Here is a 17,807-nt window from a genome sequence, read left to right as displayed (position 1 = left end):
GGGTGAATGCTGCAACGAATTCCCGGATCGGCCCGATAGGCGGTTGACGGAACCGACGGCGAACGCATGCGACCGCAGTGAGGGAAACAGTGGGATTCTTCAAGAAGCACCGAACGACGCTCGCGTCCGCAACGGTGCTCGTCCTCGCCGCCACCTCTCTCGTCGCCTATGCGTTCACGTCCACCGGAAATCCGGTGCGCCAGGTCGACCTCGACGACGGCGGTGTGTGGGTCACCAGCGACCGCGACGGTTTGTTCGGCCGCCTCAACAAACCGGTCGGGTCGCTCGACGCCGCGTTCAACCCACCCGGTGGCGCGCAGCGCAACTACCAGCTCGACGTCGTCCAGGACGCCGCCGCCGTGGTCGCGCGGGATCGCGCGGGCGGCAAGCTGTACCCGGTCGACGTCGCGCGTTCGGTGACCTTGGGTGACCACGGGCTCGCCCTGCCCAGCGGAGGTCAGGTCGCGCTCGCGGGCGGCACACTCGCCGTGCTCGACCCCGCCGCGGGCAAGGTGTGGGCGAGCCGGGTCGACACCGAGGCCGGCGTGAGCGCGCTCGACCAGCTGAGCCAGGAGACTCCGCCGCTCGCCACCCTCGACGCGGCCGCAGCGGCGGCGCTCGCCGTCGGGCTCGACGGCACGGTGCACGCCGTGTCCGCCAACGGCCGCACGGTGCGGGTGGCGCCGCAGGACAGCGCGTTCGGCGAACCCGAGTACGGCGAGGTCGCCAAGCCGAAGGACCCGCGGATCACCGCGGTCGGCGGGCAGGCCGTCGTGCTCGACGCCGAGTCCGGCACCCTCTCCCTGCCCGGCGGCCGCACCGCGAAGACCGGCCAGGACGCGGTCCTGCAGCACGCCGGACCGGAGGCGGCCGCGGTCGTCGTGGCCACCAGGGGCGAACTGAGGACGTTCGACCTGGCGGGCGACGGCACGGCGACGCTGCACGAGGGCGTCGACGGCGCCCCTGCCGAACCCGTGCGGCTCGGCGGGTGCGTGCACGCCGCGTGGGCCGGTGCGTCCGGCGGCTACTTCCGCTCGTGCGACGGGAAGAAGGCGGCAGCCGGCAACATCAAGGACGCCAAGGCGCTGGTGCAGCCGGTGTTCCGGATGAACCGCAAGGCGATCGTGCTCAACGACGTCGCGACCGGCGGTGTGTGGGACCTGAGCACCCAGCGCAAGGTCGACGACTGGCAGTCGGTGAAACCGCCGCCGGAGCAGAACTCCAGCGACAAGGACAAGAACGAGAACACCACCGAGTCGGCGAAGGACAAGCCGCCGAAAGCCACCGACGACACCCTGGGCGCGCGGCCGGGCCGCACCACGGTGCTGCACGTGCTCGACAACGACTCCGACCCTGCGGGCAACATCCTGTCCGTCACCGCCGTCAGCGACCTCGACCGCAAGGACGTCGCGCTCGCCATCGCCCCGGACGGCCAGACCGTCGAGGTGACGCTGCCGGAGCAGGCCCAGGACGCGCACTTCAAGTACACGGTGGACGACGGCAAGGGCCTCAACGCCACGGCCGCCGTCACCGTGCAGGTCCGGAGCGCGACGCAGAACGAGGCTCCCGCCGTGCGCAAGGGCGCCGAGCCGCACGAGTGGTCGGTCGCGTCCGGCGGACGGCTGACGCTGCCGGTGCTCGCGGACTGGCGCGACTTCGACGGCGACCCCGTCGTGCTCACCGAGGCGGGTGCCAAGGCCGGCGTCGCCACCACGACGACGACCGGCTTCGTCGAGTACGCGGCACCGGTGCAGGCGGGGCAGCAGCAGCTCGACTACAAGGTCACCGACGGCATCGCGAACGCCGTGGCCGGCACCGAACGCGTCAGGGTGCTCGACGCGGCCGCCCCCACCGCGGTGCCGCCGGTCGCCCGCCCGGACGTCGCCCGCGGCCAGGTCGGCACACCGGTGCTCGTCCGCCCGCTGGACAACGACCTGCCCGGCGCCGACCCGGTCGACCCCGCGGCCGTGCTGCGGCTCGCCGCGGACGTGGCACCGCAGGCCGGCGCGACGATCACCACCGACACCAAGACCGGCCTCGTGACGCTGACCGCGACGAAACCGGGCACGTTCCCGCTCGACTACACCGCCGCGTTCGGCAACGCGCCGTTCGCGAAGGGCGCGATCCGGATCGACGTCGCCGCCGCCCCCGCCGCACCGCTGCCGCCGGTCGCGATGCCGGACAACGCGGTCGTGCGCGGCCAGGAACCGGTGGTCACCGACGTGCTGGCCAACGACTTCAGCCCCGCCGGCGCACTGCTCGGCGTGCAGCACGCCGAGAGCACCTCCGGCCGGCTCGAGGTCGCCGTCGTCAAGGGCCGGTGGCTGCGGATCAACGCCACCGCGCCCGTCCTCGACCGCAACCCGCAGGTCGTGCGCTACTCCGTGACGGACGGCGTGACCGGTCCGGTCACCGGCGAGGTCACCGTCACGCAGCTCCCGCCGCCCGCCGACGACACCCCCGTCCCCAAGGACGACAGAGCGGCGGCGCGCGCCGGCGACTCCACGACGATCCCGGTGCTGGACAACGACATCTCGCCCGCCGGAGCGCCGTTGACGCTGCAGGCCAACGTGCAGGGCGCGCCCGGCAACGGCCGGCTGACCGTCCGGGCCCTCGACGGCCGCGACGCCGGCACCGCCTACGTCTCCGGCGACGTCGTCCGCTACGTCGCACCGGACCGCGTCGACGCGCCGCTCACCGCCGAGATCTCCTACGTCGTTCAGAACCCGGACGGCGACCAGGCCGAGGGCAAGGCGCACGTCACGGTCACCCCGGCGCCCACCCCGGCGAACCCGAACCAGCCGCCCGCCCCGGAACCGGTCGAGGTGCGGGTGGTCGCCGGGGACCGCGTGACGATCACCGTGCCGTCGAGCGGGGCCGACCCGGACGGCGACTCGGTCGCGGTCACCGGCATCGCGTCGGCGCCGAAGATCGGCCGCGTCGTCGGGATCTCCGGCACCAGCCTCACCTACGAGGCCTTCCCGACGTCGAACGGGACCGACGCGTTCGCGTTCGTGGTCACCGACGGGTACGGCCGCACCGGCCAGTCGTTGATCCGCGTGGCCGTGGTGCCGCCGGGCGACCCGCAGCCCCCGGTCGCCGTGGACGACGTCGTGACCGCCGCACCCGGCGCACGGCTCGCGGTCAACGTGCTGGCCAACGACGTGCAGGCGCCCGGTGACACGGTGACCGTCGAGCCGTTGAGCGCGCGCAACCCGTCGCTGCCCGGTGACGTGAAGGCGACCGACGGCCGCGTCGAACTGACCGCGCCGGACCTCACCGGCAAACCGCTGGTGATCGCCTACGCCATCACCAACGGACTCGGCCAGCCGTCGGTCGCGACGCTGACCGTCCGCAGCCGCGACGGCTACCAGGTGCCGCCGGTCGCGGGCGAGCTGTTCCCCGTGGTGAAGAAGGAGGACAGCACGGTCGAGGTCGACCTCGGCCCCGCCGTCGCCGACCCCGACGGACCCGCGGGCGAGGTGAAGATCAGCAAGGTCTTCCACGACCAGGCCGAGGTGTCCGGGCGCAAGGTCACCGTGCCGGTGGGCGACCACCCGCGCACGATCGCCTACGAGGCCGAGGACGCCTCCGGCGCGACGGCCGCCGGGCTGATCCACGTGCCCTCCAAGGGCACCGGCGCCCCGCGGGCCATCGCGGACAAGCTCATCTCCGTCCCCGCGGACGGCTCGATCACCGTGCGGGTCGAGGACTACGTCGACGTCCCGTCCGGCAAGCAGCCGAAGCTCACCACCACCGACAAGGTGACCGCGGCGCCCGCCGGCCTCGAGGTCCGCAACGAGGGCGACACCGGCCTCGTGCTGACGGCGCGGGACGGGTACGTCGGACCGGCCGCGGTGACGTTCGAGGTCACCGACGGCACCTCGCTCACCGACCCGGAGGCGGAGGTCGGCCTGATCACCGTGCCGGTGCAGGTGGGCCCGGACACGCCGGTGCTGCGCTGCCCGTCGTCGGCGCTGCCGGTCGTCGAGGGAGGCCTCCCGGTGAAGGTCGACGTCACCGCCGTGTGCCACGTGTGGGTGGCGGACCGGTCGAAGCTCGGCGAGGTCAGGTACCAGGCGAAGTGGCTCGAACAGCCCGACGGCGTGTCGTTGGACGGTTCCGGCGAACGCACGCTGACCGTCACGGCCGCCGGCGGCGCGAAGCCGGGCTCGACCGGGACGATCGAGGTCGGCGCGGGCGACGGGCCGAAGGGCAAGCTCGCGGTGAAGGTCGCGGCCGCGCTGCCGCCCACGGTCTCGCCGGTGACGTTGGACGGCGTGAAGGCCGGTGACAGCGCGACGGTCGACCTCGTCTCGTACGTGCGGTCGCAGCTGCGTGACCCGAAGATCTCGGTGGTCTCGGTGAACCAGGTGGCCGGTGCCGGTGCCGACGCCCGCAACGACGGTTCGACCGTGCGCATCACCCCGAACTCCGACGCGCACGGTGCGATGGACTTCAACGTCGTCGTGACCGACGTGGCCGACACCGGCCGTGACGACCGCAAGGTCACCGGCCGGATCCGGCTGAACGTGCTCGGCGTGCCCGACGCGCCCGGCGTTCCGGTGCCCGGCCGCACGGTGCTGAGCAAGGTCGTCGAACTGTCGTGGAGCTCGCCTTCGGGCAACGGCGCACCGATCGACTCCTACGAGGTCGACCACGGCAGCGGCAAGCAGGTCTGCGCCGCGTCGCCGTGCACGATCACCGGCCTGTCCAACGGCACCGAGTACACGTTCACGGTGCGCGCCCACAACCTCGTGGGCTGGGGCAAGCCGAGCGGGTCGTCGGCGCCGGCCCAGCCGAACACCGTGCCGGGCGCCGTCTCCGGGCTCAGCACGTCCGAACCGCGCGACGGCACGCTGAAGCTGAACCGGACCGCCGCACCCAACGAGGGCACTCCCGTGCTGAGGCACGAGATCTCGTGGTCGGGCGGTGGCCGCACGACCGCACCCGGCGGCGCGACGAGCGTGGTCGCCTCCGGACTCGACAACGACGCGCGGAACGTCTTCACGATCATCGCGGTCAACTCGCAGGGCCCCGGTCCCGCGGTCACCGTCGAGGGCCAGTCGGCCGGTGCGCCGGAGGCCCCCGGTGCGCCATCGTTCACCGCCACGAACGCCGCCAACGCGCAGACCCGCGCCGTCACCGTGTCGTGGGGTGCGGTGGGGGCCAACGGTCCTGGCCCTGCCACGTACACGCTCACGCGCACCGGCGGCGGCACCAAGACCGTGTGCGCCAAGGTCACCGCCACCACGTGTGTCGACGACGGCCTGCAGAACGACGGCACGATCTACAGCTACTCGGTCGTCGCCGCCAACGCCGCCGCGGAAGCCGAACCCGCCGGCCACACCTCGCCGGCCAGCGCACCCGCCCAGATGGAGGCGACCGCCACCCCGGACCCGATCACCGGGTTCTCCGCCACCGCCACCGGTTCCGACGGACAGGCGACGCTCCGGTTCGACGTCGGCGCCTCGCACGGCAAGTCGAACACCGTCAGCTGCACGTGGTCCGGCGGGTCCTGCGGGACCTGGACGTACCCGGCCGGCGGGCAGGCCGGGGCCGCGCAGACCGTGACCGGGCTGCCGAACGGGCAGCCGGTGACGATCAGCCTCCAGGCGTGCAACGGCAGCGGCGGCGGGGCCTACGCCGGAAACCCGTGCAACAGCGCGGTGTCCGCCGGGGTGACGACGTACGGGCCGATGCGCGATCTCACGCTCAACACGTCGAACAACAACGCGACGGTCGTCAACTTCTCCGTGTCGGTCAACCCGAACGGCAAGCCGGCGAACGTCCAGGTGACGACGAACCGCGGGTTCAGCCAGTCGTTCACCACCGGGGTCGGCGGCTGGAGCTGGTCGGGCAGCCAGGACGTCGGGTACTCGCAGAACGTGACGGTTTCCGTGACGGTGTCGGACGCGGGTCGGCCCTCGCTGAGCCAGTCCCGGCAGCAGGCCACACCACCGCCTCCGCCACCACCCACCGTGACTTTGTCGAAGGGCAACCCCTGCGGCTCCGCGTGCGCTCCGAACTGCACATCCACATCATGTGCCTACATCGTGGTGCAGACGGCGAATTTCTCGGGGAACGTGACGTGCACGTTCGACAGCGACCACACCGCTGCGGGATTCGTGACCGAGAACTTCGGCCCGAATGAAACCCGGCAGACCAGGAATTACTACGGCTGGCCGAAATCGAATGTATGGGCCACTTGCAACGGTGTTCGCGGCACTCTCTACTGGTAAAGGACCGTCATGACCGTCACCCCCGAACAGGCTCGGCTGTTCGCGCAGACCTTCGAGCAGATGGTGCTGAACATCTCGCGGGCCATCTCCGGCAAGGAGCACGTGATCCGCCTGGCGCTCACCGCGCTGCTCTCCGACGGCCACCTGCTGCTGGAGGACTACCCCGGCACCGGCAAGACCTCGCTCGCGAAGGCACTGGCGAACACCGTGCAGGGCACCAGCGCCCGCATCCAGTTCACGCCCGACCTGCTGCCGTCGGACGTCACCGGTGTGCAGATCTACGACCAGCAGCGCGGGGTGTTCCGGTTCCACCCCGGGCCGATCTTCGGGTCGATCGTGCTCGCCGACGAGATCAACCGCGCCTCGCCGAAGACGCAGTCGGCGCTGCTGGAGGTGATGGAGGAGGGCCGGATCACCGTCGACGGCGAGACGCACCCGGTCGGGTCGCCGTTCATGGTGATCGCCACGCAGAACCCGATCGAGCAGGCCGGCACGTACCGGTTGCCCGAGGCGCAGCTCGACCGGTTCCTGATGAAGACCAGCATCGGGTACCCGGACCACAACGCGACCGTGGCGTTGCTGGCGGACGCGGCGACGCGGGACCGGTCGGCGCACGTGCCGCCGGCGATCGCGGCGAACGCGGTGGCGCAGCTGACCGCGCTGGCCGACCAGGTGCACGTCGACCCCGTGGTGCTCGCGTACGTCAGCCGGATCGCCGAGGCGTCGCGGTCGCATCCCGCTGTGCGGCTGGGTGTTTCGGTGCGCGGGTGCCTCGCGTACGTGCGGGTCGCGAAGACGTGGGCGTTGTCGCAGGGGCGCGGGCACGTGGTCCCGGACGACGTCCAGGAGCTGGCGCACCCCGTGCTGGGGCACCGGATCCTGCTGCACCCGGAGGCGCAGTTCGACGGCGCGACGGTCGAGAAGGTGGTCGACTCGCTGTTCGCGGACATCGAACCGCCCGTGCGGCGGGGAGCCTGACGTGTGGCTCGAGACCATCTCGCCCTCGGGGCGGCTGCTCGCCGTCTCGGCCGTGGCGGCCTGGGTGCTCGGCGCCGTGCTCGGGTGGGACGAGCTCGTGCTGCTCGGCGCCACGGGGGTGCTGGTGCTCGTGCTGGCCGCAGGGCTGACGCTGGGCCGTGGTGCGGTGCGCGTCGACGTCGGTGTCGCCCGGCGCCGCCTGCGGCCCGACGAGTCGACGCGGTGCGCGGTCGAGGTCGAGCACCGCGGCCGCAGGACCCTGTTCGCGCCCGAGGTGGAGCTGCCGATCGGGCGGGACCGCGTCGAGGTGTTCGACCGCGGCCGGGAGGTCGAGATCGCCGGGCTGCGGCGCGGGGTGATCGCGGTCGGGCCGGCCACGACGGTCCGGGGCGACCCGCTCGGCCTGGTGCGGCGGGCGGTGGTGGAGAAGGAGGCGATCGAGGTGTTCGTGCACCCGGTGACCGTGCCGCTGGAGCCGCTCGGCACCGGCCTGCTGCGCGACCTGGAGGGCTGCACCACCAACGACGTCTCGATGAGCGACCTGGCGTTCCACGCGCTGCGCGAGTACGCGCCGGGGGACGACCGCCGGCACATCCACTGGCGTTCCACGGCGAAGCTCGCCTCGTCCACCCAGGACGGACGGTTCCTGGTGCGGCAGTACCTCGACTCGCGGCGTGCGCACATCGTCGTGGTCGTCGACGGCGCCGAACAGTCCTATCCGGACTCCGAGGCGTTCGAAACCGCTCTGTCGGCAGGCGCTTCCGTGGTGAAGCGCGCCACCCTGGACGAGATCGACACCACTGTGGTCGCCGCCGGGCACGTCTCGGGCAAGGCCCAGCACGTGCTCGACGTGTTCGCCCGCGCCGAACCGGGCGGGCCCCCGCTCGGCGAGGCCGCCGGCCGTGCCGCGGCGGCCGCACCGGACGCCACGCTCGTCGTCGTTCTCACCGGTGCCGGGCACAGCTACGCGGACCTGCGCCTGGCGGCGTCGGCGTTCCCGGCCGAGGTGCGCAAGGTCGTGCTGCGGGTCGACCCGGCCGGGCGCACCACGCGGGCGGCGAGCACCGCGTTCTCCGTGCTCACGTTGCGACAGCTCGGTGATCTGCCGGCGCTGCTGGCGGGAGGAACCCTGCAGTGACCAGACTCGTGCCCTGCCGCGACGACCTCGTCGACGCCGCCTTCCTGTGCGCGCTGTTCGCCGTCGCGCTCCTGGGTTTCCGGACCACCTACACCGGCTGGGGCTTCCTGCTGGTCGGCGGCATCGGGCTCGTGCTCGGCGCCCTCGTCGGGCACCTGGCCTCGGTGCTGCGCCGCCCGATGATCGCTGTCGCCGCGATGACCGTCGCCGTGTTCTTCCTGCTCGGCGGCGCGGTGGCGATGCGCGAGACCGGCGGCGTGCCGACGCCGGACACCCTCGCCGGACTCGCGGGCGTCGGCGTGCACGGCTGGAAGCAGCTGCTCACCACGTTGCCCCCGGTCGACGGGTCCGGGCCGTTGCTGGTGCTGCCGTACATCCTCGGACTGCTCTGCGGGGCCGGCGGCTTCACGCTGGCCAGGCGGGTGTCGCTGAGCGGCGCGCCGCTGGCCGCCCCGCTCGCCGTGCTGGCCGCGGTGGTCCTGCTCGGCACCGGCGAGGCGGCCGGTGTGCTCGGGGCGGTGTTCGCGGCCGTGGCCACGGGCTGGCTCGCGCTGCGGTCGGCGCGGCACCGCACCGGCGTGCGCGGGCTGCGCCGGATCCGTGCGGTGACCGCGGTCGTGCTGGTGGGCGTGGCGGCGGGCCTCGCCCTGCTCGTCGCACCGGTGCTGCCCGGCACCGGCAGCGCGAACCGCCTGGTGCTGCGCAACTACGTCGAGCCGCCGTTCGAGATCGGCGCCTACGCGAGCCCGCTGGTCGGCTACCGCAAGCACACCAAGGACGCCAACCAGCTGTGGGACCAGACGCTCTTCACCGTCGAGGGGCTGCCGGCGGGCGAACGCGTCCGGATCGCCACGCTCGACGGCTACGACGGCCGGGTCTGGGGCGCGACGAACGACCCGTCCGGAACGCTCGGCCCCGTGCAACGCAACAACTTCCAGCGCGTCGGCGTGCGCATCCCCGTCACCGGGGGCGGTGCGGAGGCGGACGTGACCATCAAGATCGAGGCGGCGTACGCGACGGCCGACGAGCTGAGCGCGTGGCTGCCGACGGCGGGCCGGGCAAGGGAGATCGCGTTCACCGGCGACCGGAGGGCCGGCCACACCGAGAGCCTGCGCTACAACCTCGCGACCTCGTCCGGCATCGTCGCCGACCGCCTGCGCGAAGGCGACACGTACTCGTTGCGCACGGTCCTCACGGCACAGGGGGTTCCGGACGACGCCCAGCCGTTCGGGCCTCCCACCGTCCGCACCGCCGACCTCGCGTTCGTGCGCAGCAAGGTCGCGAAGTGGACCAGCGGTGCGTCGAGCACCGCCGAACGGCTCAGGGCCGCGGCCGCGTACCTGCGCGACAACGGCGCCTACACCGACGGCGGTCCCGGCGAGACGGAGTACCTGCCGGGGCACGGCACCGGCCGGCTGACCGCGTTCTTCAACGCCAAGCGCCCGGCCGGCAACGACGAGCAGTACGCGGCCGCGTACGCGTTGGTGGCCAACGAGATCGGCATGCCGGCCAGGGTCGTGCTGGGCGCGGTGCCCGGTGCGGGCGGCGTGGTGCGCGGCGAGAACGTGCAGGCGTGGGTGGAGATCCACCTGGCGGACGGCACCTGGGCGGTCGTCCCGAACACCGAGTACATGCCCGACCGGTCGAAGCGGCCGGACCACCAGCCACCGCAGGAGATCGAGAACACCGACGCCTCCGTCGTGCCGCCTCCGAACACGATGAAGATGCCCAGCTCCCTGGTCGACGCGAGCCGCACGGACGCGTCCGGCGTCGGCATCGGCGACCCCGGCCGTTCCGGACTGCTCGGGAAGCTCATGGCACTGCTGGCCGACGTCGGCTCGGTGGTGCTCCCGGTCGCCGCGGTCGTCGGCCTGATCGTCGGTGGCAAGGCCGTGCGCCGGCACCGCCGCCGGACGCGGGGGAGCACCGCGACGCGGTTCGCCACCGGCTGGCGCGAGCTCGTCGACCAGGCCAGGGACCTGGGCGCACGGGTGCCGCGCGGGCTGACCCGGCGGCAGGAGGCGAACCTGCTGGCGCGCTTCGGCCTCGGAAGCCTTGCCGCGCAGGCGGATTCCACCGTGTTCGGTCCGGGCACCCCGGACCAGGCGGACGTGGACGCGTACTGGTCGGCCGTGCGGGACGCCCGGCGGCGGATGCGCACGGCGGTACCGCGCTGGCGGCGGTGGCTCGCGGCGCTCGACGTCCGCACGTTCCTGCCCGCCAGGGCCCGGTAGCCGCCCGCGGGCCGGTCCCCCGGAAGCAGCCTGGCCGGTTGCGGGTTGAACTCGCTGTGCCGATGGAGTTGTCTTTCCGGGAATGTCGCCCACAGGGAGGTTGGAGACATCGTGCGGATGACACGAGCGCTCATGGCTGCCGTGCTGGTGGTGGCCGGCGCTGGTTCGGCCGGTGCCGAACCCGTCGACCGGACGCGGACCATCGAGTGGGCCGCCTGCCCGGACGGCCTCGAAGGCCAGTGCGGGACGCTGAGCGTGCCGCTGGACTGGAACAAGCCGCGGGGGCAGCGCATAGACGTCGCCGTCGCGCGGCACCGGGCGACCGATCCGTCCCGGCGGATCGGGGTCCTGATGGTGGATCCCGGCGGTCCCGGCGGCTCGGCCGCGTTGTTCGCGCTGTCACCGGTGTTCAGCCCCGAGCTCAGGGCTCGGTTCGACATCGTCGGCATCGACTCGCGCGGAACCGGGAACACGTCGCCCATCCTGTGCGACGACCTGATGTCGGACGCACCGGACATCTACCCGTCCGACGAGGCCGGGTTCCAGGCGGTGCTGCGGTACAACCGGCGAGTCGTGTCCCAGTGCCGTGCGCGCAGCGGACCGGTGTTCGACAACGCGGACGGTGCAGCGGTCGCGCGGGACATGGACGCGGTGCGGCGGGCGCTGGGAGAACGCAAGATCAGCTTCTTCGGGCTGTCCTACGGCACGGTGTACGGGCAGGCCTACGCGGAGATGTTCGGCGACCGGGTCCGGGCCGTGGCGCTGGACAGCGTCGTCGACCACAGCGCCGACGTGCTGAGGTTCGTCGGCGACCGGGCCGCGGCCTCGGACGACGCGTTCGCCGAGTTCGCACGGTGGTGCGACCGCACGGAGTCCTGCGTCCTGCACGGGCAGGACGTGTACGAGGCCTGGGAAGCGGCGCTGGTGCGGGCCGACAGCCGGCCGAACGGCCGGCAGGGGTTGCTCGACAGCATGTACTACGCGTTGCGCGAACCGGACTGGGGCTGGGCCGCCGGCCTCATCGCCGATCTCCCCGCGTTCCGGGCGGCGGACATCCAGCCGAACTACTCGTCGGTGCGGCTCGCTTCGGTGTGTCAAGACTTCTCGTTGCGACTCGACAGCTTCCGGGAGTACGCGCGGATGCGGGCGGACGAGCTGCGGAGGTCGCCGATCATGCGCGGCAGCTTCCTCGGGCACGACGAGGTCATGGCGTGCGCCGGTATCGCGGGACCCCCCGCGAACCCGCCTCACCGGTGGGACATCGGCAAGGCGCCCACGATCCTCGTGGTCAACGGACGACACGACCCCACCACCCCGTACGCGTGGGCGGTGAACATGCAGCGGCAGGCGCCGCGCAACACCGTGTTGCTCACGTACGAGGGGTGGGGCCACGTCGCCTACGACGCCAGTGACTGCGCGCGCGCCGGAGTGGACGAGTACCTGCTGAACCTGAGGACTCCGGTGGCTAGCTGTCCTGCCGTTGGGCCTTGATGAAGTCGCGGTACCAGTGGTAGCTGGCGCGCGGGGTGCGCTCCTGGGTCTGGTAGTCGACGTGGATCAGGCCGAAGCGGTGCTTGTAGCCGTGCGCCCACTCGAAGTTGTCGAGCAGTGACCAGCAGAAGTAGCCGCGCAGGTCGACGTCGGCGGCCTGCGCGGCCGCGATGTGGTCGCGCAGGAACGTGATGCGGTCGTTGTCCAGGAAGCCTTCCGTGTCGGGGAAGACGCAGCCGTTCTCCGTGACGTAGATCGGCGGCAGGTGCGGGTGGCGGGCCTTGAGGTCCGTCAGCGCGGTGGTGAGGCCCTCGGGCTCGACCGGCCAGCCCATCCCCGTCCGCTGCACGTTCGGGAGCTGGGACGTGTCCACGCCGATGTCGTGGGCCGTGCGCTTCGCGGGGTCGGGCTCGCGGTGTGGCGCGTCCGCCACGTGCAGGCGGTAGTAGTAGTTGAGGCCCACGTAGTCCAGCGGCTGGCCGATGATCGACAGGTCCTCGTCGTGCCGGAACGAGAAGTCGGTGAGGGCGCCGTACATCGACTCCATCTCCGGCGGGTACTCGCCGCCGAACAACGGGTCGGTGAACTGCCTGCGCAGCAACACGTCCTGGCGGACGGCCGCGGCCACGTCGGCCGGGGAGTCCGTCACCGGCACGGTGGGGGACTGGTTGAGCACGATGCCGAACTCCTGGCCGGCCACGCCGTTGGCGCGCATCGACTGCACGGCGAGACCGTGGCCCAGCAGCAGGTGGTGCACCGCCGCCAGGGCGCCGTGGCCCTCGCGGGCGCCGGGGGCGTGACGGCCCTCGGCGTAGCCCACGACCGACGAGCAGTACGGCTCGTTCAGCGTCGTCCACTTCGAGACGCCGTCGGACAGCGCCTCGTGGACGGTCGCGGCGTAGTCGGCGAACCAGCCCGCGGTGTCGCGGTTGCGCCAGCCGCCCTCGTCCTCGAGCGCCTGCGGGAGGTCCCAGTGGTAGAGCGTGAGGAACGGCTCGACATCGTTGTCCCGCAACGTGTCCACGAGTCGCCGGTAGAAGTCGAGGCCGCGCTGCTCGACCTTGCCGCGGCCCTCGGGCAGGACCCGCGACCACGAGACGGAGAAGCGGTACGCGTCCACGCCCAGGTCGACGAGCAGCCGCACGTCCTCGGCCCAGCGGTGGTAGTGGTCCGCCGCGACCTCACCGGTGTCGCCGTTCGCGACGGCGCCGGGCACGGCCGCGAAGGTGTCCCAGATGGACGGTCCGCGGCCGTCGAGCGCGGCCGCTCCCTCGATCTGGTAGGCCGAGGTCGCCACGCCCCAGCGGAAGCCAGCGGGAAAGCTCACAACAGTCTCCTCAGGCAGGGGGTCTCAGCCCTTGACGGCGCCGGACATGATGCCGCCGACGATCTGGCGGCCGAACAACAGGAACACGAGCAGCACGGGAACCGTGCCGATGGTCGCGGCGGTCAGCACGAGCGTGTAGTCGGTGGTGTAGCCGCTGGCCAGCGTGGACAGGGCGGTCTGCACCGTCGGGTTCTCCGGCACCAGCACGACCAGCGGCCAGAAGAAGTCGTTCCACGCCTGCATGAACGTGAACAACCCGAGCACGGCCGCGGCCGGCCTGGCCGCGGGCAGCGCCACGTGCCAGAAGAGCCGCAGGGAGTGGCAGCCGTCCATCCGGCCCGCCTCGAGCAGCTCGTCCGGGATCGCGCGCTCGAAGTACTGCCGCATGAAGAACACGCCGAACGCCGTCACCAGGCCCGGCACGATCACCGCGTGGATCTCGCCGGCCCAGCCGAACTCGCTCATCATCATGTAGAGCGGGATGATGCCGAGCTCGGTCGGGATGGCCTGCGTGGCGATCACGAGCAGCAGCAGCACGTTGCGGCCGCGGAACTTCATCTTGGCGAACGCGAACCCGGCCAGCGTCGAGAACAGCACGACCGACACGGTCACCGTGCCCGACACGATGATCGAGTTCATCAGCGCGAGCGCGAAGTCCGTGGTGTCGAAGACCCGGGCGATGTTCTCGAACAGGTGCCCGCCCGGCACGAGGACCGGCGGCACGCTGTCGATCGCGTCCGGCGTCTGCGACGACACCACGAACGACCAGTAGACCGGGAAGGCCGATCCGGCCAGCACCGCGATCAGCGCAGCGTAGGTCCACGGTCCGGCGGCGCGCCGGACGAGCCGGCGCGCCTTCGTCACGGGACCGGTGGGGCGCACCGGCGCGGGAGGATCCAGTACAGCGGTCATGGGGTCCTCACTCCGTCTGGATCCGTTTGGTCACCAGGTAACCGAAGCCGGCGACGATGATCGTGGCGATCGCCAGCACGACGGCGATCGCCGAGCTGTAGCCGAAGTCGTACTTGGTGAAGCCCTGCTCGTAGAGGTACAGCGCGGCCGTCTGGAACTGCCGGTCCGATCCACCGGTCGCCGCCGCGGCGCCGGGGTTGAACAGCAGCGGCTCGGCGAGCAGCCGCATGTTGCCGGTGGTCGCGATGATCGTCGTGAAGATGATCTGCGGCCGAAGCAGCGGGACGGTGATCCGCCAGAACTGCTGCCAGCCGCTCGCGCCGTCCAGCGTGGCCGCCTCGTACAGGCTGGGCGAGATCGCCTGCATCGAGGCCAGGAAGATCAGCGCGTGGTAGCCGGTCCAGCGCCACACCACCATCACCGCGATCGCGATGTGGGAGGTGGCGGTGCCCGCCTGCCAGTCGATCTGCCCGGCGCCGAACAGGTCCAGCACCCAGTTGACCAGGCCGAAGTCCCGCCCGAACAGCTGGGCGAAGATGATCGTCACCGCGGCGACCGAGGTGATGTTCGGCAGGATCACGCCCATCCGGAACAGCGTGCGGGTCCGGACCTTGCGGTTGAGCAGCGCCGCGACCCCCAGTGCGAACAGGATCTGCGGGACCGTCGTCAGCAGCCACAGGCTGAGCGTGTTGCCCATGGCGTTCCAGAAGTACGGGTCCGCGAACAGCGCCGCGTAGTTGTCGAACCAGACCAGGTGGGCGGCGCTCTCGTCGAGCAGGTTGCGCTCCTGCAGCGAGACCCAGATGGTGAAGAGCAGGGGGAACAGCCCGAAGACACCGAAGATCAGGAAGTACGGCGTCACGTACGCGTACGGCGCGTACTTGACGTCCCACCGGTGCCTCCTGGCCGCTCCGTCCAGAGCGGGAAGGTCCTTCACGACCATGTCAGCGCATCACTTCTGGACGTCGCCGACGAACTGGCGGAACGACTCCTCGCCGTTCTGCTTGCCCTGCTCGACGCGCTGCATCGCGTTGCCGATCGCCGTCTGGATGTCGCCGGCCTTCGGGCCCTGGTACTGCGGGTTCAGCTTCTTCGCCGCGTCGGTGAAGAGCTTGCCGATCGGCGCGTCGTTGAAGTACGGGTTCTTGAAGTCGACGATCGACGGGTCCTCGTACAGCTTCGGGATCGACGGCAGCAGCCCGGCGCTCTTGAACACCTTCGCCTGCTGCTCGGGCGCGGTCAGCCACGCGGCCAGCTCCACGGCCTTGTCGACGTTCTTGCCCGACTTCGGCACCGTCAGGTACGAGCCGCCCCAGTTGCCGCCACCGCCGGGGACGGAGGTGACGTCCCACTTGCCCGCCGCCTCGGGACCGGCCTGGTCCTTGATCTTGGCCATCTGCCACGCCGGGCAGGTCACCGTCGCGAACTGGCCCTGCTTGAACCCGGTGTTCCAGACGGGCGTGGAGAACAGCAGCTTCGAGGAGAGACCCGAGTTGACGCCGTCGACGACGAGGTCCCAGGCCGCCTTGATCTCCTTGTTCTCGCCGACGACGATCTTGTCGGACTTGTCGTAGTAGCCGACCGAGGCCTGGCCGACGATCGCGTTGAGCACCGTCGGGCCGCCGTCGAACCACTTCACGCCGTCGGGCGCCTTCTCCTGGAACTTCTTGCCGGCGGCCATGAAGTCCTGCCAGGTCGGCCACAGCGCGGCGACCTGGTCGCGGTCGGCGGGCAGCCCGGCGTTCTGCAGCAGGTCGCGGCGGTAGCAGATGGCGAGGCCGCCGACGTCGGTGCCGTAGCCGATCTGCTTGCCGTCCTTGGAGAGCGAGCCCTCCCACTTCCACGGCAGCCAGCGTTCCTTGAGCTGGTCACCGCCCTTGGTGTTGAGGTCGACGAACTTGTCCGGCGTGGCCTTGAACTGGTTGATGTAACCGGTGTCGACCGCCTCGATGTCCGCGGTGCCGCTGCTGGTCGCGAGGTGCGCGGCGAGGTTCTTGTGGTGGTCGGAGTACGACGCGGTGCGGTCGGTGATCTCGACGTCCGGGTGCGCCGCGGCGTACTCCTTCAGCAGCTCGGCGTAGCCGAAGTTGCCGAACAACCCGATGGTCAGCTTGGTCTTGCCGCCGGACGCGGCGTCGCTGCCGCAACCGCTGAGCACCAAGCCGGTCGCCAGCACGGCAGCGCCGAGGGCGAGTGCTTTGGGGCGCATTTCGAGCCTCCGTCGATTTTTGGGCGCGTTGAAGCCCAAGAGGTGGTTCTTCGAGCGGTGAACCGGCGTCGCTGAAAATCGCCGGACGAAGATGTGTGGCGCCTATGACAACGGGGTTACGCGGTGGCCGTCAAGTAACGAGATGATAAACAGATCAACAACGGCAGCCGTTTGACTAGGAGAAGCGCAGCTCCTACGGTGATGTAACCGCTTACGGTGAAACGGAGGCCAGATGGCGACCGGGCGTGAGATCGCCCAGCTCTGCGGCGTGTCCGTCGCGACGGTGTCGCGCGTCTTCAACCAGCCGGACACCGTCAACGAGGAAACGCGGGAACGCGTTCTGCGGGTGGCGAAGGAACTGGACTACCGGCCGAACGAGGCCGCGCGCGCGTTGTCGATGAAGCAGTCCACGATGATCGGACTGGTCTGGGACACCGACCACCGCAGGCCCGGCTGGCGGCACCCGTACCTGCAGGACCTGCTGATCGGGCTGAAGTCGGCGCTCAGCGCGCACGGCTACCACCTGCTGATGCTCGCGACCAGCGGCGACGCCCGCGAGGTCGGCGCGTCGCTCGCGGACCCGGTCGGCTACGTGAACATGACCCGCCGCCACCACCTCGGCGGCCTGGTCCTGATCGACAGCGGCTCGGACGCCGAGGCGTTCGAGGCCTTCGCGCAGTCGGGCGTCCCGTGCGTCGCCCTGGACGTCGCGGTCGACGGACCCCGCGCCACCTACGTCACCTCCGACAACGCGGGAGGTGCCCGCGACGCCGTCCGGCACCTGGTGTCGCTGGGGCACAGGAGGATCGCCACGATCACCGGCCCGGTGGACAACCAGCCCTCCGCCGCTCGCCTCGCGGGCTACCGCACGGGGTTGCGGGAGGCGGGGCTCGAGGACCGCCCCGGGCACGTCGTCGTCGGCGACTTCTACCGGGCGAGCGGAACCGCTGCCATGCAACGCCTCCTGGCGCTGGACGAGCCGCCGACCGCCGTGTTCGCGTCCAGCGACGAGATGGCGGTCGGGGCGCTGCTCGCGGCGCGTGCCGCCGGGGTGCGGGTCCCGGACGACCTGGCGCTCGTCGGGTTCGACGACATCGAGATCGCCTCCGTCGTCGAGCCGGCGCTGACCACCGTGGCCCAGGACAAGCCGGAGTTCGGCGTGGCGGCCGCCAAGGCGATCATGGCCATGGTCTCCGGCGCCGCGCGGGAGGAGCCCGTCGTGCTGCCGACCCGGCTCGTCGTCCGGGAGTCCTGCGGATCTTGATCGGGCCCGCCG

At 71.5% G+C, this 17,807-nt stretch carries 10 protein-coding genes; 6 read left to right on the top strand and 4 right to left on the bottom strand.

Annotated features, from left to right (window positions below; genetic code table 11):
• The first annotated feature begins 89 nt into the window (after positions 1-89).
• From ACFWGZ_RS21230 to ACFWGZ_RS21210, 5 genes are all read left to right on the top strand, one after another.
• A complete protein-coding gene (locus ACFWGZ_RS21230; RefSeq protein ID WP_382453273.1) occupies positions 90-6,242 on the top strand; it encodes an Ig-like domain-containing protein in 6,153 nt (2,050 codons plus the stop codon).
• 9 nt (positions 6,243-6,251) lie between these two features.
• Complete coding sequence (locus ACFWGZ_RS21225) at positions 6,252-7,220, top strand: AAA family ATPase (protein WP_382453272.1); 969 nt, start codon at positions 6,252-6,254, stop codon at positions 7,218-7,220.
• Position 7,221: 1 nt separating this feature from the next.
• Positions 7,222-8,358: a DUF58 domain-containing protein gene (locus ACFWGZ_RS21220; protein ID WP_382453271.1), complete on the top strand. Its 1,137-nt coding sequence runs from the start codon at positions 7,222-7,224 to the stop codon at positions 8,356-8,358.
• Complete coding sequence (locus tag ACFWGZ_RS21215; protein ID WP_382453270.1) at positions 8,355-10,592, top strand: DUF3488 and transglutaminase-like domain-containing protein; 2,238 nt, start codon at positions 8,355-8,357, stop codon at positions 10,590-10,592. Before ACFWGZ_RS21220 ends, ACFWGZ_RS21215 begins: the two co-directional genes overlap by 4 nt.
• A 132-nt stretch (positions 10,593-10,724) precedes the next feature.
• Positions 10,725-12,083, top strand: coding sequence for an alpha/beta hydrolase (locus ACFWGZ_RS21210; protein WP_382453269.1), 1,359 nt, complete (start codon positions 10,725-10,727; stop codon positions 12,081-12,083).
• On the opposite strand, the gene ACFWGZ_RS21205 is transcribed toward ACFWGZ_RS21210, so the two are convergent.
• The 4 genes from ACFWGZ_RS21205 to ACFWGZ_RS21190 are packed head-to-tail and all read right to left on the bottom strand — an operon-like array spanning position 12,058 to position 16,531.
• Positions 12,058-13,410 (bottom strand): GH1 family beta-glucosidase, encoded by a 1,353-nt coding sequence (locus tag ACFWGZ_RS21205; protein WP_382453268.1) that lies wholly within the window; start codon positions 13,408-13,410, stop codon positions 12,058-12,060. The two genes, ACFWGZ_RS21210 and ACFWGZ_RS21205, sit on opposite strands and share 26 nt — an antisense overlap.
• A gap of 24 nt (positions 13,411-13,434) precedes the next feature.
• The gene (locus ACFWGZ_RS21200) at positions 13,435-14,322 is read right to left on the bottom strand and encodes a carbohydrate ABC transporter permease (protein WP_382453267.1); all 888 of its coding nucleotides are present in this window, start codon (positions 14,320-14,322) and stop codon (positions 13,435-13,437) included.
• Between the two features lie 7 nt (positions 14,323-14,329).
• Positions 14,330-15,265, bottom strand: a complete 936-nt coding sequence (locus ACFWGZ_RS21195; protein WP_382453266.1) for a carbohydrate ABC transporter permease — start codon at positions 15,263-15,265, stop codon at positions 14,330-14,332.
• Between the two features lie 9 nt (positions 15,266-15,274).
• Complete coding sequence (locus tag ACFWGZ_RS21190) at positions 15,275-16,531, bottom strand: extracellular solute-binding protein (RefSeq protein WP_382453265.1); 1,257 nt, start codon at positions 16,529-16,531, stop codon at positions 15,275-15,277.
• 232 nt (positions 16,532-16,763) lie between these two features.
• Here ACFWGZ_RS21190 and ACFWGZ_RS21185 point away from each other — a divergent pair, with 232 nt between their 5' ends.
• Positions 16,764-17,795, top strand: a complete 1,032-nt coding sequence (locus tag ACFWGZ_RS21185) for a LacI family DNA-binding transcriptional regulator (RefSeq protein WP_382453264.1) — start codon at positions 16,764-16,766, stop codon at positions 17,793-17,795.
• Positions 17,796-17,807 lie beyond the last annotated feature (12 nt).

The sequence above is a fragment of the Lentzea sp. NPDC060358 genome, from assembly GCF_042725365.1.
Lineage (GTDB): Bacteria > Actinomycetota > Actinomycetes > Mycobacteriales > Pseudonocardiaceae > Lentzea.
Note: the sequence above shows the minus strand (reverse complement) of the source record. Positions and strands in the feature narration are given on the sequence as shown.